The sequence below is a fragment of the Paraferrimonas haliotis genome, from assembly GCF_002282895.1.
In the GTDB taxonomy this organism is placed as follows: domain Bacteria; phylum Pseudomonadota; class Gammaproteobacteria; order Enterobacterales; family Shewanellaceae; genus Paraferrimonas; species Paraferrimonas haliotis.
The window spans coordinates 24,588-48,537 of sequence record NZ_NRRB01000008.1; the positions used below are offsets into that span (position 1 = coordinate 24,588).

Sequence of the window (23,950 nt, forward strand, 5' to 3'; positions counted from 1 at the left end):
AACCTAATTTCATGCCCTGATAAACTCCGATGCAAATGATAATGGTTATCAGTAGTAATTTCACTAACTGCCATACCATTATCCATTTTTAAATAAAGATGTAGGTAGTAGTTGTGTCACAATATTCAAAAATAGCCCTAGCTGTCGCAACCGTGCTGGTAATTTCTACGCCGGTTAGCGCTGAAACTCAAGTTGATGATAGCCATATTGAACGAATTACGGTAAGCGCTTCTCGAATGGATAAGCCGGTTAGCAGTATTCCAAATATGGTTACTGTTATCGACCAAGAACAGCTGCAACAGCAACTTGCGGTATCCAATGACCTTTCAACTATTATCGGAAATTTAGCGCCAGGCTTTTCTCCCAGCCGCCAAAAAATGAGCTCTACCGGTGAAACGCTGCGCGGCCGTAAGCCCTTGATCATGATCGATGGCGTCCCTCAATCTAACCCATTAAGAGATGGCGGACGGTCTGGTAAAACCATTGACCCTGCAATGATCGAACGCATTGAAATCATTCACGGTGCCAATGCCATGCATGGAATGGGTGCTCAAGGCGGTATCATTAACTACATCACCAAAAAAGCTGAAGGTGAAACCGAGCACCGCATTACGTTAGAAGCCTCTGCGCCCACTGATGGCGGCTCTGATGGTATTGGTTTTGCTACAACCTACAGTTTTGCCGCTGCTGGCGATAGCACCGATGTATTGGGTTCCATAAGCTATCGTAACGAAGGTATTTATTACGATGCCAAAGGTAATCCAATCGGTATGGACACTACTCAAGGCGAATCAGCGGACAGTCAAAGTGCCAATGGCTTTATTAAAGTCGGTAAAGATTTTGACGAATCTCGCTTACAATTCATGGCCAGCCACTATCAAATAAAAAATAATGGCGATTGGATGACCGTTAATGGCGACAAAGATAACGGAATCCCTACGGGAGCCGAAAAGTCTCCTCAACCATGGGAAGCGGCTAACAATACCGTAACTACCGCAAGCCTTGATTACAGCCATCAAGATATTTTTGGCCAACAAATGAACATCCAAGCCTTTAGCCAAAACTTTAAAGCTTTGTATGGTGGTGGTTGTTGGGCGAGTTTTTACAACCCAGAGTTTGAAGGCAGCGACCAGGTAACCCCGTGTGGTACAGGCGACAATGGTGAGACGCTTTATTACGAGCAATCACAAAACCACTCCAACAAACTTGGGCTTAAAGTATCTTTTCTAAATCGCAACTTGTTCGATAGCAATGTAAAATTGGCTTACGGCGTTGACGTATTTCGCGATACCACCAAACAAGATCTATACGTTACCGGATACGAATGGGTACCAGAGAGCCGCTATGACAACATCGCTGGATACGCTCAAGCTGATTACAACATTACCTCTAAGCTAACGGTTAGCGGTGGCCTTAGATATGAACACGCCAAGTTGGTTGTGGATGACTATAAGACGCTTTGGGGCAGTGGCTATGTCGATGTAAAAGGCGGCTCGCCTGATTTCTCTAAAACCTTGGGTAACCTTGGTTTGAACTATCAATTGAATAAGCAATGGCGTCTATATACCAATTTCTCGCAAGGCTTTAGCATGCCCGATATAGGCCGAGTGCTGCGTGATGGTAATAACTTCATTAATAACCCGTCTATTGATGACAACCTATCGATTACTCCGATTGTAACGGACAACTATGACATTGGTTTCGACTATTCCGGTGGTGATTGGTTGATTAAAGCCGCTTACTTTGTGAGTCACTCTGATTTTGGTTCTCGCTTACAACGCAATGATGATGGCATTTATGAGGTGAAGCGTGAAGAAAATCAAATTCGTGGCATAGAAGCGTCTGCTACTTGGTATGTTACGGATCAAGATGACTTGGGCGTAAATATGGCCTTTACCGAAGGTAAATACGACTCTAATAAAGACGGAACTCTAGATACCGATCTCGATGGTAGCAACATATCGCCAAACCGGATTAACTTATACTGGGCTCGCATGTTTGATAATGATATGTCGCTGCGACTTCAAGCCAATATGTTTCTTAGCCGCGACTTTAAAGACAAAGATAATGCGGTAACGGCATCATTTCATGGATACACCACTTTCGATGCATCTCTGGCAATACCCTTGTCATATGGCCAAGTTAACCTGGCAGTGCAGAACCTAACTAATACCGACTACTTCACCTATTACTCGCAAACCGTAGGTAACGATAGCCGTTACTTTAAAGGTCGGGGTAGGTTGGTGACGGTAAGCTACTCTGTGGCTTTCTAAACCCAATATTTAGTATTACTCTTGCTAACTTTTTAGCGTTGGCCCACCGTTTTGGTGGGCCTTTTTTTACTTTTGTTTTATGGGGCGTTGCCAACCTTGAATGTGCCGCTGTTTAACTCGCGTTAGCACCAATTCCCCAGCATTTACATTTTTAGTAATGGTTGAACCGGCAGCTAATGTCGCATTTGCTCCGATAGTAACCGGTGCTACGAGTTGGGTGTCAGAGCCGACAAACACGTTATCTTCAATGACGGTTTGAAACTTATTTGCGCCATCATAATTGCATGTAATAGTGCCACAGCCAATATTGACCCCATTCCCTATGGTGGCATCCCCTAGGTAGCTTAAATGACCTGCCTTTGAGCCTTCTCCTAAGGTTGCTTTCTTCATTTCAACGAAATTGCCAATATGACTGTCTTTGACTAACACAGCTCCCGGACGCATGCGAGCAAAAGGACCAGCACTGCAACTCGGGCCCACTTCTGCAGACTCTATAATGGAATAAGGCTTAATAACGGCATTATCAGCAATAGTACAATCTATCAGAACAGCTCCGGTACCAATGGAGACATTATTACCCAGGATAACCTTACCTTCGATAACGACGTTGACGTCAATAAATACATCCTGTCCCGCTTCAACTTCGCCGCGAACATCAATACGAGCAGGGTCTGCTAAAGTGACGCCATTAAGCATTAAAGTGTTTGCCTGTCGAGCTTGGTAAGCTCGTTCTAAAGCGGACAGTTGCACGCGATTATTGGCGCCTTCAACTTCCATTAAGTCGTCTGTAGTGACTGGCACAACACCATTTCCTTGCTGGTGGGCCATGGCAATGATGTCAGTGAGATAGTATTCGCCTTGGGCATTGTTATTAGACAATTTAGATAACCAAGCATGCATGGATTTGCCATCGGCGCAAACAAAGCCGGTATTAACCTCTTTGATGGCTGCCTGTTCAGGTGAAGCGTCTTTTTGCTCAACGTTTGCCACCACTTTGCCATTTTCTCTAATAATACGACCGTAACCCGTTGGATCGTCCATAATAGCTGTCAGCAAAGCAGCTCCTCCGCTTGGCTGAGAAGCTAGAAGACGTTGTAAAGTCGCTGCTGTAATCAGTGGTGCATCGCCGTATAACACCAGCACTTGGTCGTCATCATTAATATGCTCAAGCGCCTGAGCAACTGCATGGCCGGTACCTAGCTGTTGTGCTTGATGGACCCAACTAACTTGTCGGTGCGACAGACGCTGCCGCATTTGTTCACCACCATGACCATAAACAAGTAGAATTTGCTCTGCATTGAGCTGATTGGCCGCATCAATAACGTGTTCGACCATAGGCTTTTTAGCAACGGGATGAAGAACTTTAGGAAGGTTAGATTTCATGCGGGTACCTTTACCCGCTGCCAGAATAACGACCTTTAATGTCATATTAGTGCCTACTGCAAAATAAGTAATTGCGGCAATTATATGCGCTTAAAAAAGTAAAGGCGACCCTAAGGTCGCCTTCATCAGTCTACCGTCAATTATCTGGTATGCTTCTTGATTTGTTCGATAGCTCGCAACTGAGCAACCGCGCTAGCCAACTCAATGGCAGCTTCAGCGTAGTTGAAGTCCGCACCTGCATTCGCAATTGCTTCTTCAGCTTGACGCTTGGCTTTCTCTGCTGCTTGCTGATCGATTTCATCGGCACGCAATGCCACATCTGCAAGAATGCTTACAGATGAAGGTTGCACCTCTAAAACACCACCGGACAAGTAGATAACTTCTTCTTCTCCGTTTTGTTTAACAAGGCGCACCATTCCAGGTTTGATGGTAGTCAGCAATGGAGCGTGACCTGGCTTAACACCAATTTCACCCTCACTACCAGTCACTTGAAGGTGTTCAACACGACCAGAGAAGATAGCCTTCTCAGCGCTTACCACATCCAAATGTACAGTCATAGCTGCCATCTCCATCTCCTATCGGGTTAAGCTTTCTTCGCTTTTTCCAAAGCTTCGTCAATGGTACCAACCATGTAGAAAGCTTGTTCTGGAATATCATCGTAATCACCATTAAGCAGACCTTTAAAGCCAGCAATGGTGTCTTTTAATGATACGTACTTACCAGGTGAACCGGTAAATACTTCAGCTACGAAGAACGGCTGAGACAAGAAACGCTCAATCTTACGGGCACGAGATACAACCATCTTATCTTCATCAGATAGTTCATCCATACCAAGAATGGCAATAATGTCTTTTAGCTCTTTAAAGCGCTGAGTTACGTTCTGAACGCCACGAGCAACTTCATAGTGCTCTTGACCAACAACCAATGGATCTAGCTGACGTGAAGTAGAATCCAATGGGTCAATCGCTGGGTAAATACCACGTGCGGCGATGTCACGACTCAATACAACGGTCGCGTCTAAGTGAGCAAACGTTGTTGCTGGAGACGGGTCAGTCAAGTCATCCGCTGGTACGTATACCGCTTGAACAGAGGTAATAGAGCCGGTTTTGGTAGAAGTAATACGTTCTTGCAGAACACCCATTTCTTCTGCCAATGTTGGCTGATAACCTACCGCTGACGGCATACGACCTAGCAATGCTGATACTTCGGTACCGGCCAAGGTGTAACGATAAATGTTGTCAACGAACAACAATACGTCTTTACCTTCGTCACGGAACTTCTCAGCCATTGTTAGACCGGTCAACGCTACACGCAAGCGGTTGCCTGGTGGCTCGTTCATCTGACCGTATACCATGGCTACTTTGTCTAGTACGCCAGATTCTTCCATCTCGTAGTAGAAGTCGTTACCCTCACGAGTACGCTCACCTACACCGGCGAATACTGACAGACCCGAGTGGGCCTTAGCGATGTTGTTAATAAGTTCCATCATGTTAACGGTCTTACCAACACCAGCACCACCAAACAGACCAACTTTACCACCCTTAGCGAATGGACAAACTAGGTCAATAACCTTAATACCGGTTTCTAGAAGTTCAGTTTCATTAGACTGATCTTCATATGAAGGGGCTTCACGGTGAATTTGATAACGCTCTTCTTCACCAATTGGGCCAGCTTCATCAACTGGTTCACCCAATACGTTCATAATGCGACCCAAAGTTTGGGTACCAACAGGAACGCTGATTGGGGCGCCTGAATTTTCAACGTTCAGGCCACGACGCATACCATCGGTAGAACCCATAGCAATCGTACGTACAACACCACCGCCTAGCTGTTGCTGGACTTCCAGCACTAGACCTTGGCACGCACCTTCGCTAGTGATTTTCACCGCGTCGTATACTTGAGGTACGGAATCTTGTGGAAACTCTACGTCCACAACCGCGCCAATAACTTGGACGACAGTACCTGTGCTCATGATTAATCCTCTAAACCTTTATTAGTTACCTTGCCTAAACTGCGGCGGCTCCACTTACAATTTCCGACAGCTCTTGCGTAATCGCAGCCTGACGGGCCTTGTTGTAAACCAATTGCAGTCCATCAATCAGATCTCCAGCGTTATCGGTTGCCGCTTTCATCGCTACCATTCGGGCAGCCATTTCAGATGCAACGTTATCTACAACGCCTTGATAAACCTGTGACTCTACATAGCGAACCAACAACTGATCCAAAAGTTCTTTTGGATCGGGCTCGTAGATGTAATCCCAATGATGAGACATATCCTCTTCATCGGACTTAGGCAGAGGTAGCAGCTGATCGATCACTGGTTCTTGCTTCATGGTATTTACAAAACGGTTGTAAACAACATATAAGCGGTCCAGCTTGCCTTCGTTGAAAGCCTCAAGCATCACAGAAACAGTACCAATAAGATCTGTTAGTGATGGTGCGTCACCTAAATTGCCTGTGTGCGCTTTAACGTTGCCGCCAAAGCTATCAAAGAACAATGCAGCACGGTTACCGATAGTGGCAAATTCCACTTCGACACCTTGGCTATCATATTCTTTGACTTCACGAACCAAGCTTTTAAATAGGTTAACGTTGAGGCCGCCACAAAGACCACGGTCGGTTGAAACCACGATGTATCCAACGCGTTTCACTTCTCTGTCTACAAGATACGGATGCTTGTATTCCAGATTACCGTGAGCTACGTGACCAATCACCTTACGCATGTTATCCGCATAAGGACGGCTGGCTGCCATACGCTCTTGAGCGCGACGCATCTTACTGGCAGCAACCATTTCCATGGCGGACGTGATCTTACGAGTGTTCTGAACACTCGCGATCTTTGTCTTAATCTCTTTAGCGCCGGCCATCTCTACTCTCCAATTCGGACATAACGTTTATTCAACATTATGTCTTACCAGGTTTGGGTTTCCACAAACTTATCGAGTGCGGCTTTCAACTGAGCTTCGATGTCCGAGTTATAATCACCCGAGGCATTGATAGTTGAAATCAGTTCCGCATGCTCACTGTTCATGTAAGACAGTAGAGAGGCTTCGAAATCACCGACTTTTGCTACTTCAACAGCTTTGAGGTAACCCTTTTCAGCCGCAAAAATAGAAACAGCCTGATCAGCAACACTCATAGGAGCGTATTGCTTTTGCTTCATCAGTTCGGTAACTCGCTCACCATGCTCTAGCTGAGCACGAGTCGCTTCATCAAGATCCGATGCAAACTGCGAGAACGCAGCCAATTCACGGTATTGAGCCAATGCAGTACGAATACCACCAGACAGCTTCTTGATGATCTTAGTTTGAGCTGCACCACCAACACGAGATACCGAGATACCTGGGTTAACCGCTGGACGTAAGCCAGAGTTAAACAAGTCAGTTTCCAAGAAAATCTGACCGTCGGTAATCGAAATTACGTTGGTTGGTACGAATGCTGATACGTCACCCGCTTGAGTTTCAATGATAGGTAGAGCGGTTAAAGAACCGGTCTTGCCTTTCACTTCACCGTTAGTGAACTTCTCTACATACGCTTCGTTTACGCGTGAAGCACGCTCTAACAAACGTGAGTGCAAGTAGAAAACATCACCTGGGTAGGCTTCACGGCCTGGTGGACGTTTCAACAATAGTGAAATTTGACGATACGCTACAGCTTGCTTAGACAAGTCATCGTATACGATCAATGAATCTTCACCACGGTCACGGAAGTATTCACCCATTGAGCAACCAGAGTATGGCGCTAGGTATTGTAAAGCAGCTGCTTCTGAAGCAGAGGCTACAACAACAATGGTGTTGTCCAGTGCACCGTGTTCTTCAAGTTTACGTACAACGTTTGCAATGGTAGAAGCTTTTTGGCCTACCGCAACGTATACACACTTGATGCCAGAATCACGTTGGTTAATGATGGCGTCGATGGCCAATGCGGTTTTACCCGTTTGACGGTCACCAATCACCAATTCACGTTGACCACGACCGATTGGGATCATGGAGTCAACGGCTTTATAACCGGTTTGAACCGGTTGAGAAACCGATTTACGGTCAATAACACCTGGAGCAATAACTTCTACAGGAGAGAAGCCATCATTCTCAATTGGGCCTTTACCATCAATTGGCTCACCCAAGGTGTTTACTACGCGGCCTAAAAGACCATTACCGACTGGAACTTCCAGAATACGGCCAGTAGTTTTTACTTTAGTGCCTTCCGCCAAATCGGCGTAAGGGCCCATTACTACTGCACCGACGGAATCACGTTCCAGGTTCAGCGCGATTGCGTAGCGGTTACCAGGCAGTTCAATCATCTCACCTTGCATAGCGTCAGCCATGCCGTGGATGCGAATAATACCGTCACTTACGGCAACGATAGTACCTTCGTTGCGAGCTTCGCTCACAACATCAAACTGCTCAATCCGCTGTTTAATCAGATCGCTGATTTCAGTGGAATTCAGTTGCATGCTCAAATCCCCAATTACGACTGCAGATTATCGGCGAGGCGTTCTAGTTTGCCTCGTACCGAACCATCAATTACTAAGTCACCTGCCTTTATGACAACACCGGCGACCAATTCAGCATTAATGCTACAGTTCAGCTTAACTTTGCGTGCTAAACGTTTCTCTAAAGAGTCACTAATTTGCTGTTGTTGTGCGGCACTTAATTCAGTAGCGGAAACCACTTCGGCTTCTACTTCTTTGGCCCACTCATTGCGGTAATCCGCAAAAAGCTCTGCAACAGCAGGTAGCGTTTGTAAACGTCCGTTTTCAGCCATTACCTTAATAAGGTTTTGACCGTGCTCATTGACTTGCTCACCGCAAACTTGGTTGAAAATTTCAGCCAATTTTTCGGCGGCGATAGTGCCAGATAGCATTCCAGCAATGGCGTCGTTTTCCGATACCATGGCGGCGAATGTCAGCATTTGCTGCCACTCATCTACCGACTTGTTCTCAACGGCAAAATCAAAAGCTGCTTTTGCGTATGGACGAGCAATGGTATTTAATTCAGCCATAACTCAAGTCCTCATCAAATTTCAGCGACAAGTTTCTCAACTATGTCGTTGTGTGCAGCTTCGTCAATCGAACGTTCAAGGATCTTCTCTGCGCCGGTTACAGCGAGAGTAGCTAGTTGCTTACGCAACTCCTCTTTGACACGATTACGTTCAGCTTCAATTTCTGCTTGGCCTTGCGCGATAATTTTAGCGCGCTCAGCGTCCGCTTCGGTTTTTGCTTCGTCTACTATCTGAGCTTTGCGTTTGTTCGCTTGCTCGATAATTTCACCCGCTTGAACCTTAGCTTCTTTAAGTTGCTCAGTCGCTTTCTGCTGAGCCAACTCTAGGTCCTTGGCTGCACGTTCTGCATCAGACAGACCGTCAGCAATCCTTTTTTGGCGTTCTTCAATAGAAGCCAGTAATGGTGGCCACACAAACTTCATGCAGAACCATACGAAAAGGACAAAAGCTATCGTCTGACCGAGTAAGGTTGCTCCGATATTCACACAGCACCTCCTATGTTAGGTTAAGACAGCAGCGTTTATTAAAGCATTGCACCAAGAGGGTTGGTAAATAGCATGTATAGTGCAATACCAACACCGATCATAGTTACAGCATCCAATAGACCCGCAACAATGAACATTTTAACCTGTAGCATAGGAGCCATTTCAGGTTGACGAGCAGCGCCTTCTAGGAATTTACCACCTAGTAAGCCGAAACCGATTGCAGTACCCAACGCACCCATACCAATTAGAAGAGCAACAGCAATTGCAGTAAAGCCCAGTACAGTTTCCATCAGTATCTCCAGTATCTAAATCTTTGTTTGTTGATGATTTAGTAATTAAACAATAAAAAATCTTCTAGCAATCCTTAATGATCTTCGTGAGCCAGACTTAAATAAACGATAGTCAGCATCATGAAGATAAACGCTTGCAACGTAATTACCAAAATATGGAAGATTGCCCAACCTAAGTGCAAAGTTACACCTAGAGCTGCAATCGCATAGTTGGCAGAATACATCAGCGCAATAAGGATGAAGATCAATTCACCTGCATACATATTACCGAAAAGACGAAGTGCCAAAGAAATTGGCTTCGCAATTAAAGTAACAGTCTCCAGAATGAAGTTAACAGGAATCATTGCCCAGTGGTTAAACGGCTGCAATGTCAATTCCTTAGTAAATCCGCCAATACCCTTGACTTTAATGCTGTAATAAACAATCAGCACAAACACACCTAGCGCTAAGCTGAAGGTGATGTTCAAGTCGGTGCTTGGCACAATTTTAAGATATGGTACGCCCATGGCCATTGCCAATTCTGGCAAATAGTCAACCGGTATCAAATCCATCAGGTTCATTAGGAAAATCCAAACAAACACTGTTAGTGCAAGCGGAGCAATTAGCGCATTTTTACCGTGAAACGATTCTTTCACGCTGCTATCGACAAATTCGACGATCATTTCGACAAAACATTGAAGTTTGCCAGGAACGCCGGTGGTCGCTTTTTTAGCAACAGAATAGAAAAGCCACAGGAATAAAACACCTAAGCCAACCGAAAAGAGCAATGAATCAATGTGCCACGTCCAAAATCCTTCACCAACCTTAAGGTTAGTCAAGTGATGTTCGATGTAGTACTGCGGTGTTAGTTCACCATTTGCAGCCATGATTCATCCCACTTACTTTTGCTTGAAGTATAAAGGAGCTGTCCAGTGCACAAGTAAGCCGCAAACATAACACACAAATAAAGGCATAAACCCTATGGATTTGAATGTGATAAATGCAGTGCTAAACAGTGCCATAGTCAGCATTAGCTTCAACGCTTCCCCCCAGTAAAACGTCTTAACAACTTTACTGGCCGAACTTGCACCCGCATGGGCGAAAGCTAAGGTCGCGAATATAAAATTAGGAACTACTGCAATTATCCCGCCCCAAAAGGCCGAAATACCTGCATCAACTCCCATTAATACGAAAAAACCGACACTGACAATCGCGACTGCTATAGTTTGGATAAAAACCAGCTTATATGCTGATTTTCGGCCTCTTTCAGCCAATTTGTTTGTCAAAATCCACTTCTCCGAAATCGTACTTTTTAGTCTTTAAAAATATTGTCGTTTTGTTTCAAAGACACAGCTAAAAAGCATGCGAAAGTATACCTGTTCAGCCCTTTTATGCAACTTTAGCAGGGTGAAAAAATCATATATAGGTCAATATTTGTAGAGAATAGTTGGATTAAGGTCACACATTGTTGGGTGTAACCTTTTAACTGGATCTAATAATCCTGAAATTAAGAGAGTTTAGACAGAATACCGTCAAGATGGGCGAGATCAGCATAGTCTATAACCAACTTGCCTTTACCGCGCTTTGTGTGCTTTATTTGCACTTTTGCTCCAAATTGCTCGGAAAGCTTAGTTTGTAGGTTCAAAATATCTGGATCCGCTTCCGCTTTGGCCGATTTAACCGACGGGCTTTGAATCATGTGAACCAATCGTTCTGTCTCTCGAACATTCAAATCTTTCGCAACCACTTGCCTAGCGGCATCTTCCTGCTCAACTCCAGTTAACGCGAGTAGCGCGCGAGCATGCCCCATTTCAATATCGCCATGCTCCAGCATTACTTTTACATTACTTTCTAACGCATTTAGGCGTAATAAATTTGAAACTGTCGAACGAGACTTACCAACTGCTTCAGCCACTTGCTGGTGCGTCATTGAAAATTCATCCATTAAGCGTTGCAATGCTATGGCTTCTTCCATCGCATTTAAGTCTTCTCGTTGAATATTCTCTATTAAGGCAATGGCTACAGCGGCTTCGTCTTCCACCGCTTTAACGATGGTCGGTACTGAACTGAGCTTGGCCGCTTGCGCGGCGCGCCAACGTCGTTCACCCGCAATAATTTCGTAGCTTTGATCGCCTATTTGGCGCACAACAATAGGCTGAATAATACCTTGCGCTTTAATCGATTCGGTCAATTCATCAAGCGCTTCTGCTGACATATCTTTGCGCGGTTGATATTTACCGGGGCGCAGTTGTTCAATGTCTAAATTTATTAAAACTTCCGCTGAGTTTTGCCTTTCAGAGTTAGAGAGTTCAACTTGTTTTTTATGAGCAGCATGACTAGTACTTAGCAGTGCTTCTAGTCCTTTTCCTAAGCCTCTTTTCTTAACTGTCATAATTATTTACTCAGCTTCTGTGGATTCAAATTTTTGCTCAGAACGGCGCAACATTTCACCCGCTAGAGCGAGATAAGCTTTAGCTCCCGCACTGGATTTTTCATAATACATAGCAGGAGCTCCAAAACTCGGTGCTTCAGCTAAACGTACGTTTCTGGGAATCACGGTACGATATACTTTATCACCAAAATGCCCTTTTAACTGATCGGAAACGTCATTCGCCAATCGATTTCTGGGATCATACATGGTGCGAAGTATTCCCTCTATCTCTAACCCAGGATTCACTACACTCGCCAACTTTCCTATGGTATCGAGCAAAGCTGTTATGCCCTCAAGAGCATAATATTCACATTGCATAGGTACCAGCACGGAATCAGCGGCGGACATCGCGTTAACAGTCAACATATTCAATGATGGTGGGCAATCGATGAAAATAAAATCGTAGTAATCACGCACAGGCGCTAGCGCATTTCGCAACCGAACCTCGCGCGCAAAACATTCCATTAATTTAATTTCTGCCGCGGTTACATCTCCATTGGCAGCAATTAAATCATATTTACCGGAAGTTTCTTTGATAACGACGTCGTGGATCGGTTTTTCATCGATCAATAATTCATAGGCTGTTGTCGGGGTTTGATATTTATCCACACCACTGCCCATGGTGGCATTACCTTGAGGATCCAGATCAATAACTAACACTTTACGACGCGTAGCCGCAAGCGATGCCGCCAAATTCACGCATGTCGTGGTTTTACCTACGCCGCCTTTTTGATTGGCAACTGCTATGACTTTTCCCACTTAATCATCCTTCTAAGGATTGTGCCGAGCTTCGGCTTATGGATACTAAATGCCTTGGCTCATCAAGATAAGGTACTTGTAAAGGAATGACTTCCCTTACTTTGAATTCCTCTTGAATTGCAGTTAATTCTTGTTCTTCTATGTTGGCTTTCAAGGCCAAAAAGCACCCTTGTTCATTAGGTAAATGTTGACACCACTCAAGCATGTCTTTCAGAGAAGCAAATGCTCGACTTAATACCATATCAAACCCCAAGTTACTCTGGTATTGCTCCACTCTTGAATTTATTGGCTCAACATTGTTCAATTTTAATTCGTGTATTACTTGTTTTTGAAAGCGAACCCGTTTGCCGAGGCTATCTAGCAACACAAATTGTTTTTCTGGATTAACGATGGCTAATGGGATCCCAGGTAGACCAGGACCAGTGCCTACATCAATAAAGCGTTCGCCTTGTAAATGCTTTGAAACGGCTAAACTGTCGAGAATATGGCGAATCATCATTTGTTTCGGCTGGCGCACCGAGGTTAGATTGTAGGCTTTATTCCATTTATCCAACAATGCAACGAAATCCATCAGTTGCTGTTGTTGGTTCCCTGAAAGCGTTATAGAAAGCTCTGATAAGCCAGTTTTTAAAATATTTTCCAAAGCAACGACACTCAATTGATTTAAGCTAACATAATATTATGACCTTGAGCGTCGCCGAAAGAAAGCGCAAAACAGTAAGGTTTGCGCTAGCTCGCTTTCTTCAATAAACCCATTTTTTTCAAATGAACCAGCAAAATAGAAATTGCAGCCGGAGTAACTCCCGATATTCGGCTTGCTTGACCTATGGTTTCCGGTTTATGTTCATTAAGTTTTGCTATCACTTCATTTGATAACCCAGGCACAGCTTGAAAATCGAGATCCAGTGGAAGTCCAGTGTGTTCATTACGCATGGCTTTGTCGACTTCGTCTTGCTGACGTTGTATATAACCCGCATACTTCACTTGAATTTCTACTTGTTCGGCCACCTTATCGTCTTCAACCCCAGGTCCAAACCCTTCAATTGCCATCAATTGTTGATAATCTAAATCAGGACGCCTTAACAGCTCTTCAAAACTGGCTTCTCTCGATATTTTATTTGTTAGGTGAGGATTTAAAGGCTCAACCAAAGGTGAATTAGGATGAACGTAGTGAGCTCTCAGACGTTGTAATTCGAGTTCTATTTGCTCTTGTTTTTCGCTGAATTTAGCCCAACGATGATCGTCAACAAGACCTAATTTACGACCAATTTCAGTTAATCGTAAATCAGCATTGTCTTCCCGAAGTAGTAATCTATATTCGGCTCGGCTGGTAAACATTCGATAAGGCTCTTTAGTCCCGAGTGTCGATAAATCGTCGATTAAAACGCCCAAGTAGCCTTCATCACGACGAGGGCTCCAACTGTCTTTATCTTGAGCTTGTAAGCTCGCATTGAGTCCAGCAAGCAGTCCTTGTGCACCGGCTTCTTCATAACCGGTGGTACCATTGATTTGTCCAGCAAAGAATAGCCCCTTGATGGACTTAGTTTCCATAGTATTTTTCAGATCCCTTGGATCAAAAAAATCATACTCAATGGCGTAACCTGGACGAGTTATATTGGCCTGTTCGAAACCTTTAATTGAACGAACTAAGTTTAACTGCACGTCAAATGGCAGACTTGTAGATATTCCATTTGGATAAATTTCGCAGGTAGTTAACCCTTCGGGTTCAACAAAAATTTGATGGGAATTGCGCTCTGAAAAACGCATTATTTTGTCTTCTATGGAAGGGCAATAACGCGGTCCAACGCCTTCAATCACACCAGAATACATAGGGCTTCTGTCTAAGCCAGAGCGGATAATATCGTGAGTTTGTTCGTTCGTATGGGTAATGAAACAGCTGATTTGTCGAGGCTGTTGTGATCGATTACCTATAAAAGAAAATACAGGTGTAGGATTATCGCCAGGTTGTTCCTGCATCACAGAGAAATCAATGGACTTGCTATCAATTCTTGGAGGAGTCCCTGTTTTTAAACGGCCAACTCTAATTGGCAATTCCCGTAATCGGGCCGCGAGTCCAATTGAAGCGGGATCACCCGCACGACCGCCTTGATAATTTTCCAGGCCAATATGAATTTGTCCGGCTAAAAAAGTACCGGCAGTTAGAACAACCGTGGTAGCAGAGAACGCGAGCCCCATTTGAGTTACAACACCACTGACGCGATCGCCATCCAGTGTTATGTCTTCAACTGTTTGCTGAAAAATCCTAAGATTTTCCTGTTGTTGGAGCAGATCTTGAATTGCCTGTCGGTACAAAGCGCGATCGGCTTGAGCACGGGTGGCTCTAACGGCTGGTCCTTTCGATGAATTAAGCGTTCTAAATTGGATCCCTGCGTGATCGATTGCGGTAGCCATCGCCCCGCCAAGCGCATCAATTTCTTTGACCAAATGTCCTTTACCAATACCACCAATGGCGGGGTTACAAGACATTTGTCCTAACGTGTCTATATTTTGAGTTAACAATAAAGTTTTTGATCCCATGCGAGATGCGGCAAGTGCAGCTTCTGTACCAGCATGCCCTCCACCTACAACGATCACATCAAAATGCTCATGAAACTGCATAAGATCCTCAATAAAAAACACAACAATAAAATAAGGGAGCTATTCTAGCACTTAACCTCATCGGGGTGCACGATCTTCTGATCGCAGAATAAGATCTTGAGATCAAAGCCGGATCAGCTAATAGATCTTAAGATCTTTATATAGATCTTTTTGTTATTATTCCTATTAAGGAGGTGTTTTTCTGTTAGTAACTTAAAAAAATCAATACATACATTAAGTTACAGAGAATTTATGCTGTGGATAAGCTTGGATCAAAGTGCCTTAAACTTGGGATCAAAAAGCACTTTTATGCACAGGCAAAATTTGAAGAGGATCTATCCACAGATCTATTCAACTGATAGGTGAGAGTTAAATTTTTTTATTCACAGGAAATGATCGCTAATAACGTTATTTGGGGGTAAATTGAGTTAATGTTGTGAATAATTAATAAATTATGCTCATTTTATTGGTTGGGGATCCACTGAGAAGCCCATGATGTCGCGATATCCTCAGGGGTCGGATGTACTTGTACATCTATTTCGATCTTATCCACAATGGGTTTAGCACCAAGATCGAGAAGCAAACCTTCCATTTTCTTACCAGCGTAGCAAAAGGTATCGTAACTGGAATCACCTATCGCAATAACTGCAAATTTAAGCTTGCTTAAACACGGTTTTGATTGAGTTAAATGGTCAAAAAAGGGCTGCAAATTATCGGGTAAATCGCCTGCTCCATGGGTAGATGTTATAACCAACCAAGGTGTATCAAGTGACAGTTCTGAAAGGTTCGGACTCGTGTGAACTTCATTATAAATGTCATATTGACTACACAAATCACTAATTTCATCCGCGATAAACTCGGCGTTACCTAGGGTACTGCCTACAATAATTTCCATAAATTAAACTTCCTATTTCCCAATGCAAAACGAGGTAAAAATACGGCCAAGTAAATCGTCAGATGTAAATTCACCCGTTATCTCACTAAGCGCTTGTTGAGTCATACGAAGTTCTTCGGCAAGTAGCTCACCGGCTTGGTATATCTCGAGTTGTTGTTTTCCTAGTTGTAGGTGCTCTTCGGCTTCGTTTAACGCATCAATATGACGGCGTCGAGCGCTGAAGCCGCCTTCGGTTGAGCCTTGATATCCCATACAGTCTTTTAAATGCTGTCGTAAGCTTTGCAGACCGAGTCCTGTTTTAACCGACAATTTATAAACCGGGTGGCCATGGTCTGTTACAACCCCCAATTCTTCTCCTGTAATGTCTGCTTTATTCCTTATGACGGTTAACCCAATATTGTTGGGAAGTTTCGCTATAAATTCAGGCCAAACTTTCACGGGATCTAATTCATCGGTGGTTGTGCCATCAACCATAAATAGAACGCGATCGGCTTGTTCTATTTCTTCCCAAGCTTTTTCGATTCCTATGCGTTCTACCGCATCGCGCGCATCTCGCAAACCAGCGGTATCAATAATATGTAAGGGCATTCCATCTAAGTGAATTTGTTCTCTTAGTACGTCACGGGTAGTCCCTGCAATATCGGTTACAATAGCCGATTCTTTACCCGCTAACGCATTGAGTAAGCTCGATTTACCGGCGTTAGGGCGACCGGCAATCACTACTTTCATTCCTTCTCTGATTAGCGCTCCCTGACTGGCTTGTTGCTGCACTTCAGACAACCTGCTAATTATTGCGTTTAGATCTGACGATATTTTGCCATCTGAGAGAAAGTCGACTTCTTCTTCAGGGAAATCAATGGCCGCCTCTACATAGATACGAAGCAAAGTAACTTGTTCAACCAACTGATTTACTTGCTTGGAAAACTCCCCTTGCAACGAATTAAGCGCACTTTTTGCCGCTTGTTCAGAGGTCGCATCAATGAGATCGGCTATTGCCTCAGCTTGAGCCAAATCTAACTTGTCGTTTAGAAAGGCACGCTCACTAAATTCGCCAGGTTTAGCCGGTCGGACATTGGCAGTTGCTAGCGCAGCTTGGATTAATAGGTCCATAACCACTTGTCCACCATGGCCTTGTAGCTCAAGCACATCTTCGCCGGTAAAGGAATTTGGTCCTTTAAAGAATAGAGCGATGCCTTGGTCTATCAGTTGCTGGTGACTGTCTTTGAATGGCAAATATTCAGCCATTCTCGGTTTTGGGCATAATCCGAGTATATTGGTGGCGACCGTGGTCGCTTGTGGGCCAGAAACTCGAACGATACCAACGCCACCACGTCCTGGTGCGGTGGCTTGAGCAACGATTGTATCCTGCTGATTTGGGGTCATATGCTGTCTCAAAAATACAATTAAAAAAGGCGACCGTTTGGTCGCCTTTTTGGTGATTATTTAAGGCCTTTTTTCTCTAGGCCTCGGTAGATAATCAATTGTTGGGCGATTGCTACCAAGTTACCAACTAGCCAGTAGAGTACCAGACCTGCCGGGAACCATATAAAGAATACGACAAATATCATGGGCATCCATTGCATCATTTTTTGTTGCATAGGGTCCATCGTTGCTGGTGTCGGCTGTAGTTTCTGCATTACATACATGGAAATACCCATCAATGCAGGCATTATGAAGTAAGGATCCATTACCGAGAGATCTTCAAGCCATAGGAATTCTGCATGGCGAAGATCGACACTTTCAAGAAGCACCCAATAAAGAGCAATGAAAATTGGCATTTGTAATAAGATAGGAAAGCAACCTCCCATTGGGTTTACTTTTTCTTTCTTATACAACTCCATCATGACTTGACCCATCTTTTGACGATCTTCGCCATAACGCTCTTTAAGTTCTTGCAACTTAGGCTGTAGTTGGCGCATTTTCGCCATAGAGGTGTATTGCGCTTTGGTCAACGGGTATAAAAGACCGCGTACCGTAAGCGTAACCAAAATGATTGCAAGGCCCCAGTTGATAACAATACTTTGGAAGAACATCAGTACTTTGTTGATAGGCACTGCAAGCCACCAAAGAAAGCCATAATCAACGGTTAGGTTTAACGTTTCTGACAGAGCAGAAAGCGCTTTTTGATCTTTAGGTCCAATAAACAGATCAGCACTTATGGTTGCTTGGCTATTTGGAGCTACATCTACCAAGCTGCCGCGATAGCCGATATTAGACAAACCACCTGATACAACGCTGGTAAAAAGTTTATTCTGCTCGTTTGCTGGCGGCACCCACGCTGAAACGAAGTAGTGTTGCAACATAGCAACCCAACCGCCTAACGTTTGCTTATCTAGATTAGCTTTCGCCATATCTTCAAAGGTATATTTTTCGTAGCGAGTATCGGTGGTTGAGAAAGCACTGCCACGGTAAGTAGGCATCATCAAATTTTTACTTTCTGATGAAATCGATTGCTTTAGCTGACCGTACATTTGCATCTGCAATGATTTATCGGTGGTGTTGTTGATAATATAGCTAACCTTAATGTCGTGTTGTCCACGAGTTAAGGAGAATCGTTTGATGTAAGAAGCACCATTAGCTGCTTGGTAAGTAAGATCTACGTCCAGAGTATCTTGGCCATCAACAAGTTGATATTGAGTCTTTTCAGAAGCAAAAACGGCACGGCCATTAACACTTGAGTCGATACCATCTCGACCAATCAAACCGCTTTGTGCTGTGTAGGTAAAACCATCCGTTTGTTCAAGCAATACAAATGGGTCTTCACCATCAAGTTCTTGTTTATGCGTTAGTAACGCGGCGTAAACAATATCACCACCAGTGGGATCGATATGGAGTTCAAACTGGTCAGTAACAACGGTAATGATTTCTTTGCTAACGGTTTGTGTGTCGGCAATCGACGAATCAGCCATTGGTACATCTGAACTTGCTGAATCAATACCTGATTGTTGTTCTACTGAAGCAGTTTGGGCGGGTTGAGGGTTTTGCTCAACGGACCATTGCTGCCAAAGGAAAAAACTGACAAGCAACAAACCTATCAGCAATAAATTGCGTTGTGATTCCATAGCCTATTTATTACACCTATTGTGTTTGTCTGGGACAGGGTCTTCTCCGCCCGGATGTAAAGGATGACATTTTAATATGCGTTTAATGCTTAACCAACTACCAATTAATGTTCCATGCACTTTTATTGCTTGAATTGCGTAGTGCGAACAGGTCGGGTTAAAGCGACAACGAGGACCTATCATTGGACTGATTACCAATTGATATCCTCGAATAAACTTAATAATTAGCCATTGCAGCGGCGACCAAGTTTGCGCCATAGCTTTCTTACCAATTTATGTATTGCTTCGTTATCCATGTGTTGTAGATCTTTCTTGCATATGGCAACGATATCGACTGCCGGCAGTTCGTGCTGATGTTGCCGGAAACTTTCTCGCATAATTCTTTTAATGCGATTGCGTCTGCATGCGAGTTTAACTTGTTTTTTAGCTACAGTCAGTCCCAGGCGTGGATGTTCCTGTTCATTTGTGATCGCTAAAAGGGTTATTTCTGGAGTAGAAGCCCGTACAGGCTTGGAGAAAACTTTTTGAAAATTTTTGGGAGTTAACAGACGTAACTCCCTAGGAAAGGTGTAATGATCCACCTTTTATACCTGACTCGGCTTAAACAGCTAAGCTAGCACGACCTTTAGCACGGCGACGAGCCAATACTTTGCGGCCATTTTTAGTTGCCATACGAGCGCGGAAGCCGTGAGTACGCTTGCGCTTCAGGTTCGTTGGTTGAAAAGTACGTTTACTCATTGGAGGCAATCCGTCTTTGGTTAGTTAAGTTCACACCAAAACCTAATAAAAGTTAGTCTTGGCAAAAAAAGAGGGCGAATTGTAATCACTTTATTTAGGCACGTCAATACAAACGAGCTCAGATCCGCTAATAAATCGAGATTAATGGGTTCGGTCACGATTTTTTGAATAAAACTTGTGGATAAGTTTGTGGATCAACACAAGATGTAGTGGTTCTTTGTGAAACGCTTGCGATCTGACTCGTTATCAATGAGATCGATCACAACTCAAGCCTACCCTGTATTTGCGAATAATTATAGCTTACGTTCGCGGTTGCGATCCGTGTCGATCGCAGGGATCACAGAGTTGGATCAAGTTGGGGATAAATGCAGTGATCCTATGGTGATTTACGCCCGCTCAAGATAGAATATCCACATTAATAAGATCCTATTGGGGATAAAATAGTGACCGTGTCGCTTTGGCAGCAATGCTGCGAGCAACTTCAGGATGAATTGCCTGCTCAGCAATACAATATGTGGATACGTCCACTTCAAGCAGAACTAGAAAAAGACAGTTTAGTTCTTTATGCACCTAATCGATTTGTATTGGACTGGGTACGAGACAAATACCTTAATACCATCAACCAGTTTCTTACTGCCAATTTGGGTGGCGATGCGCCATTACTTAAATTTGAAGTTGGTAGTAGACCCGTTCCGGTTAAACCGGCAACAACGCCGATGCCAAGTCGTCGAGTTGCGCCTGTTGTTCAAAAACAAAAACAACCTGAAGACGCTTCCAGTAAAGTAGAAAGACCATCTCATAGAAGCAATATTAACCCTACTTATCATTTTGATAATTTTGTAGAGGGTAAGTCGAATCAGTTAGGCCGAGCAGCGGCTATGCAAGTGTCGGAAAATCCTGGCGGAGCCTACAATCCATTGTTCTTGTATGGTGGTACAGGACTCGGTAAAACGCATTTACTGCATGCTGTCGGTAACGGCATTATGGAAGCAAAGCCCGATGCTAAAGTTGTTTATATGCACTCAGAGCGTTTTGTTCAAGACATGGTAAAGGCGCTCCAAACCAATGCCATTGAGGAATTTAAACGGTATTACCGCAGTGTTGATGCCTTGCTCATCGATGATATCCAATTTTTTGCTAAGAAAGACCGGACACAAGAAGAGTTTTTTCATACCTTCAATGCCTTGTTAGAAGGTAATCATCAGATTATTTTGACGTCCGACCGATACCCTAAAGAGATTGAAGGGGTTGAAGATAGATTAAAATCGCGCTTCGGTTGGGGATTAACGGTCGCTATTGAGCCGCCAGAACTTGAAACTAGAGTCGCTATTTTGATGCGAAAAGCGGAAGAAAGTGGCATTCATTTGCCCGATGAAGTGGCTTTTTTTATTGCGAAAAGATTGCGCTCTAACGTTCGAGAGCTCGAAGGGGCGCTCAATAGGGTGATTGCGAATGCTAATTTTACCGGACGCCCAATTACTATCGACTTTGTGCGTGAAGCTCTAAGAGATTTATTAGCCTTACAAGAAAAATTAGTTACCATAGATAATATTCAGAAAACCGTAGCCGAGTACTATAAGATCAAAGTGGCTGATTTACTGTCTAAGCGTCGTTCCCGTAGCGTTGCACGTCCAAGACAGGTAGCAATGGCGCTGGCTAAAGAGTTGACCACCCGCAGCTTACCTGAAATTGGTGATGCATTTGGTGGGCGAGACCATACAACGGTTTTACATGCTTGTCGCAAGATTGAACAGCTTCGCGAAGAAAGTCATGATATAAAAGAAGATTACGCAAACTTAATTCGTACTTTGTCGTCATAACGTAAATAGGGAATGGGTAAACCATGAAATTTACAATTAATAGGGACAGTTTATTAAAACCGATTCAGCTTGTTTCGGGAGCCGTTGAACGACGCCATAACCTTCCCATTTTATCTAACATCCTGGTAGAAGTAAGTACTAACCAACTTAGGCTCACCGGGACCGACCTTGAAGTAGAGCTTGTAGGGCAAACGCCATTAGAAGGTGCATTAGTAGAAGGGAAAACTACGGTACCAGCGAAAAAGTTTTTAGATATCGTTCGCTCGCTGCCCGATCAGTCAGAGGTTAAGGTTGAGCAGCAGGAAAACCGATTGCTCATACGTTGTGGCCGCAGTCGTTTTTCATTGGCAACCTTACCAGCGGAAGAATATCCAAATGTTGATGATTGGAACCCAGAAGTAGAGTTTGATTTAACTCAAGGGACCTTGAAGTCCTTGATCGACTCAACCCAATTCTCTATGGCTAACCAAGACGTTCGCTATTACCTAAACGGGCTATTATTTGAGACCGAAGGTAATACATTACGAGCGGTTGCTACCGATGGTCATCGCTTGGCGTTGAGCTACAGAATGATTGAAGCGTCGTTGCCAGAAAAGCAAGTTATTGTGCCGCGCAAAGGGGTTATCGAGCTAAGTCGTTTGTTTGAGTCTGATGACGCGTTAATCCACATTGCTATTGGCGAAAACAGTATTCGTGCTGTAACAGAAAAGGCAACACTCACCAGTAAGTTGGTTGATGGCCGATTCCCCGATTATCGGCGGGTTTTACCCAAAGGGGGTGACAAAGTTGTGGTCGCGGATAGAGAGTGGTTGCGACAATGTTTGTTGCGCGCCTCAATTTTATCTAATGAAAAATTCCGAGGGGTTCGAGTTCAACTAGAAACCGACCTTCTTAAAATAACCGCAAATAATCCAGAGCAGGAAGAAGCCGAAGAGATTATGGATGTGGACTATCAAAACACTCAGTTAGAAATTGGCTTTAATGTCAGCTATCTGTTGGATGTTATGAACAGTCTTCCCTCAAAAGACGTTCGAATTACACTGATAGATGGTAATTCCAGCGCATTGATTGAAAACCATGATCAAGACGACTCTATGTACGTGGTTATGCCGATGCGCTTGTAGCCTTTTAATCAATGAGCCTAAGCCAGCTTTCGCTGCATAACTTCCGCAATATAACATCAGCCCGTCTGACTTTGTCCGATGGGTTGAATCTTATTTATGGTGATAATGGATCGGGGAAAACCTCTCTCCTCGAGGCCATATATTATTTGGGACTAGGCCGCTCATTCAGGTCTCATCTTAGTCAACGCCTCATTCAACATGACCATTTAAAAACGGTTGTTTTCGGGCAGGTTCAAGCACAAGACAAAAGCTTGAAAAGTATTGGAATTCAGAGAGATAACAAAGGTAATACCGAAATAAAAATCGATGGTGTTAAAGAGGCAAAACTGTCTAGACTGGCAGAGTCATTGCCGATACAGGTGATAACGCCCGAAAGTTTTTCGTTATTGTTTGAAGGCCCTAAATCAAGACGCCAGTTTATTGATTGGGGCGTGTTCCACAGCAACTCGGAATTTCACAAAGTTTGGGTAGCAACTCGTCGAGCTATCGCTCAACGCAATGTGCTCTTAAAACGGCGAGTAGATAGGCAGCAGCTTGTTATTTGGGACAAAGAGCTGATTAGATTTGGCGAGCAAGTAAGTTTGTTTAGAAATGCATATGTAGCCTCGTTAAATGACGTTTTAAAAGGTATAATAAGTCAGTTTTTACCCGATGCAGATATTCGTATTTCTTTTTATCAAGGCTGGGATAAAAATAAGTCACTGTCAGAAGTATTAACCGATAGTTATCAAAGAGATATTGATCTAGGGTATACGGTGACCGGGCCGCATAAGGCCGACCTTCGTTTGCGAGTTGGTAGTTTGCCTGCCCATGATACGTTGTCGAGAGGACAGTTAAAGTTATTGGTGTGCGCATTACGAATCGCCCAAGGACTTTTGTTAACGCAACAAACGAAGAAAAATAGTATTTATTTAGTCGATGATCTTCCATCGGAACTCGATAGGCAGCATCGCAGTTTACTTTTAAAACAGTTGCAAGATACCGGCGCTCAGCTTTTAGTGACCGCTATCGATCCAAAAGCAATCATTGACTCACTCGATGAAGTGCCGATAAAAATGTTTCACGTGAAACGCGGCATTGTCGAAGAAGTAGAATCAACAAATGAGAGATGA

The 23,950-nt window shown here is 43.8% G+C and carries 24 protein-coding genes; 4 read left to right on the forward strand and 20 right to left on the reverse strand.

The features are described 5' to 3' along the window. Nucleotides 1–113: 113 nt before the first annotated feature. Nucleotides 114–2,273, forward strand: a complete 2,160-nt coding sequence (locus CLC91_RS13800) for a TonB-dependent receptor (RefSeq protein ID WP_408634234.1) — start codon at nucleotides 114–116, stop codon at nucleotides 2,271–2,273. A 66-nt stretch (nucleotides 2,274–2,339) separates the two neighbouring features. Here CLC91_RS13800 and glmU read toward each other — a convergent pair whose 3' ends face one another. From glmU to rpmH, 20 genes are all read right to left on the reverse strand, one after another. Next, on the reverse strand, nucleotides 2,340–3,701 hold the full coding sequence (gene glmU, locus CLC91_RS13805) for a bifunctional UDP-N-acetylglucosamine diphosphorylase/glucosamine-1-phosphate N-acetyltransferase GlmU (RefSeq protein ID WP_095499557.1): 1,362 nt from the start codon (nucleotides 3,699–3,701) through the stop codon (nucleotides 2,340–2,342). Between the two features lie 95 nt (nucleotides 3,702–3,796). Further along, on the reverse strand, nucleotides 3,797–4,222 hold the full coding sequence (locus tag CLC91_RS13810) for a F0F1 ATP synthase subunit epsilon (RefSeq protein ID WP_095499558.1): 426 nt from the start codon (nucleotides 4,220–4,222) through the stop codon (nucleotides 3,797–3,799). A 17-nt stretch (nucleotides 4,223–4,239) separates the two neighbouring features. After that, nucleotides 4,240–5,628, reverse strand: a complete 1,389-nt coding sequence (gene atpD / locus CLC91_RS13815; RefSeq protein ID WP_095499559.1) for a F0F1 ATP synthase subunit beta — start codon at nucleotides 5,626–5,628, stop codon at nucleotides 4,240–4,242. Nucleotides 5,629–5,662: 34 nt separating this feature from the next. After that, the gene (gene atpG, locus CLC91_RS13820; protein ID WP_095499560.1) at nucleotides 5,663–6,523 is read right to left on the reverse strand and encodes a F0F1 ATP synthase subunit gamma; all 861 of its coding nucleotides are present in this window, start codon (nucleotides 6,521–6,523) and stop codon (nucleotides 5,663–5,665) included. Nucleotides 6,524–6,567: 44 nt separating this feature from the next. Continuing rightward, the gene (atpA, locus tag CLC91_RS13825) at nucleotides 6,568–8,109 is read right to left on the reverse strand and encodes a F0F1 ATP synthase subunit alpha (protein ID WP_095499561.1); all 1,542 of its coding nucleotides are present in this window, start codon (nucleotides 8,107–8,109) and stop codon (nucleotides 6,568–6,570) included. Nucleotides 8,110–8,123: 14 nt separating this feature from the next. Then, nucleotides 8,124–8,657 carry a F0F1 ATP synthase subunit delta gene (atpH, locus tag CLC91_RS13830; protein ID WP_095499562.1) on the reverse strand — a complete coding sequence of 178 codons (534 nt, stop codon included), beginning with the start codon at nucleotides 8,655–8,657 and terminating at the stop codon, nucleotides 8,124–8,126. Between the two features lie 14 nt (nucleotides 8,658–8,671). Continuing rightward, nucleotides 8,672–9,142 (reverse strand): F0F1 ATP synthase subunit B, encoded by a 471-nt coding sequence (gene atpF, locus CLC91_RS13835; protein ID WP_095499563.1) that lies wholly within the window; start codon nucleotides 9,140–9,142, stop codon nucleotides 8,672–8,674. Nucleotides 9,143–9,180: 38 nt separating this feature from the next. Next, entirely contained in the window at nucleotides 9,181–9,432 is a 252-nt protein-coding gene (gene atpE, locus CLC91_RS13840; protein WP_095499564.1) for a F0F1 ATP synthase subunit C, read from the reverse strand. Between the two features lie 74 nt (nucleotides 9,433–9,506). Then, nucleotides 9,507–10,298: a F0F1 ATP synthase subunit A gene (gene atpB, locus CLC91_RS13845; protein ID WP_095499565.1), complete on the reverse strand. Its 792-nt coding sequence runs from the start codon at nucleotides 10,296–10,298 to the stop codon at nucleotides 9,507–9,509. A 12-nt stretch (nucleotides 10,299–10,310) separates the two neighbouring features. Next, complete coding sequence (locus CLC91_RS13850) at nucleotides 10,311–10,697, reverse strand: ATP synthase subunit I (protein ID WP_095499566.1); 387 nt, start codon at nucleotides 10,695–10,697, stop codon at nucleotides 10,311–10,313. A 221-nt stretch (nucleotides 10,698–10,918) separates the two neighbouring features. Then, complete coding sequence (locus CLC91_RS13855; RefSeq protein ID WP_095499567.1) at nucleotides 10,919–11,803, reverse strand: ParB/RepB/Spo0J family partition protein; 885 nt, start codon at nucleotides 11,801–11,803, stop codon at nucleotides 10,919–10,921. A gap of 6 nt (nucleotides 11,804–11,809) precedes the next feature. Next, a complete protein-coding gene (locus tag CLC91_RS13860) occupies nucleotides 11,810–12,601 on the reverse strand; it encodes a ParA family protein (RefSeq protein WP_095499568.1) in 792 nt (263 codons plus the stop codon). 4 nt (nucleotides 12,602–12,605) lie between these two features. Next, nucleotides 12,606–13,244 (reverse strand): 16S rRNA (guanine(527)-N(7))-methyltransferase RsmG, encoded by a 639-nt coding sequence (gene rsmG / locus CLC91_RS13865; protein WP_095500558.1) that lies wholly within the window; start codon nucleotides 13,242–13,244, stop codon nucleotides 12,606–12,608. A gap of 86 nt (nucleotides 13,245–13,330) precedes the next feature. Next, nucleotides 13,331–15,220 carry a tRNA uridine-5-carboxymethylaminomethyl(34) synthesis enzyme MnmG gene (gene mnmG / locus CLC91_RS13870; protein ID WP_095500559.1) on the reverse strand — a complete coding sequence of 630 codons (1,890 nt, stop codon included), beginning with the start codon at nucleotides 15,218–15,220 and terminating at the stop codon, nucleotides 13,331–13,333. A 442-nt stretch (nucleotides 15,221–15,662) separates the two neighbouring features. Continuing rightward, nucleotides 15,663–16,094: an FMN-binding protein MioC gene (gene mioC / locus CLC91_RS13875; RefSeq protein ID WP_095499570.1), complete on the reverse strand. Its 432-nt coding sequence runs from the start codon at nucleotides 16,092–16,094 to the stop codon at nucleotides 15,663–15,665. Nucleotides 16,095–16,106: 12 nt separating this feature from the next. After that, a complete protein-coding gene (gene mnmE / locus CLC91_RS13880; protein WP_095500560.1) occupies nucleotides 16,107–17,477 on the reverse strand; it encodes a tRNA uridine-5-carboxymethylaminomethyl(34) synthesis GTPase MnmE in 1,371 nt (456 codons plus the stop codon). A 56-nt stretch (nucleotides 17,478–17,533) separates the two neighbouring features. Next, complete coding sequence (gene yidC, locus CLC91_RS13885; protein WP_095499572.1) at nucleotides 17,534–19,156, reverse strand: membrane protein insertase YidC; 1,623 nt, start codon at nucleotides 19,154–19,156, stop codon at nucleotides 17,534–17,536. A 3-nt stretch (nucleotides 19,157–19,159) separates the two neighbouring features. Then, nucleotides 19,160–19,414: a membrane protein insertion efficiency factor YidD gene (yidD, locus tag CLC91_RS13890; protein WP_095499573.1), complete on the reverse strand. Its 255-nt coding sequence runs from the start codon at nucleotides 19,412–19,414 to the stop codon at nucleotides 19,160–19,162. Continuing rightward, nucleotides 19,381–19,737: a ribonuclease P protein component gene (gene rnpA, locus CLC91_RS13895; protein ID WP_095499574.1), complete on the reverse strand. Its 357-nt coding sequence runs from the start codon at nucleotides 19,735–19,737 to the stop codon at nucleotides 19,381–19,383. Before rnpA ends, yidD begins: the two co-directional genes overlap by 34 nt. 19 nt (nucleotides 19,738–19,756) lie before the next feature. Next, a complete protein-coding gene (rpmH, locus tag CLC91_RS13900) occupies nucleotides 19,757–19,894 on the reverse strand; it encodes a 50S ribosomal protein L34 (protein WP_095499575.1) in 138 nt (45 codons plus the stop codon). A 443-nt stretch (nucleotides 19,895–20,337) separates the two neighbouring features. Between rpmH and dnaA the strand changes: the two genes are divergently transcribed. The 3 genes from dnaA to recF are packed head-to-tail and all read left to right on the forward strand — an operon-like array spanning nucleotide 20,338 to nucleotide 23,950. Beyond that, on the forward strand, nucleotides 20,338–21,714 hold the full coding sequence (gene dnaA / locus CLC91_RS13905) for a chromosomal replication initiator protein DnaA (RefSeq protein WP_095499576.1): 1,377 nt from the start codon (nucleotides 20,338–20,340) through the stop codon (nucleotides 21,712–21,714). A 23-nt stretch (nucleotides 21,715–21,737) separates the two neighbouring features. Beyond that, nucleotides 21,738–22,838, forward strand: coding sequence for a DNA polymerase III subunit beta (gene dnaN, locus CLC91_RS13910; protein WP_095499577.1), 1,101 nt, complete (start codon nucleotides 21,738–21,740; stop codon nucleotides 22,836–22,838). Nucleotides 22,839–22,849: 11 nt separating this feature from the next. Further along, nucleotides 22,850–23,950: a DNA replication/repair protein RecF gene (gene recF, locus CLC91_RS13915; protein WP_095500561.1), complete on the forward strand. Its 1,101-nt coding sequence runs from the start codon at nucleotides 22,850–22,852 to the stop codon at nucleotides 23,948–23,950.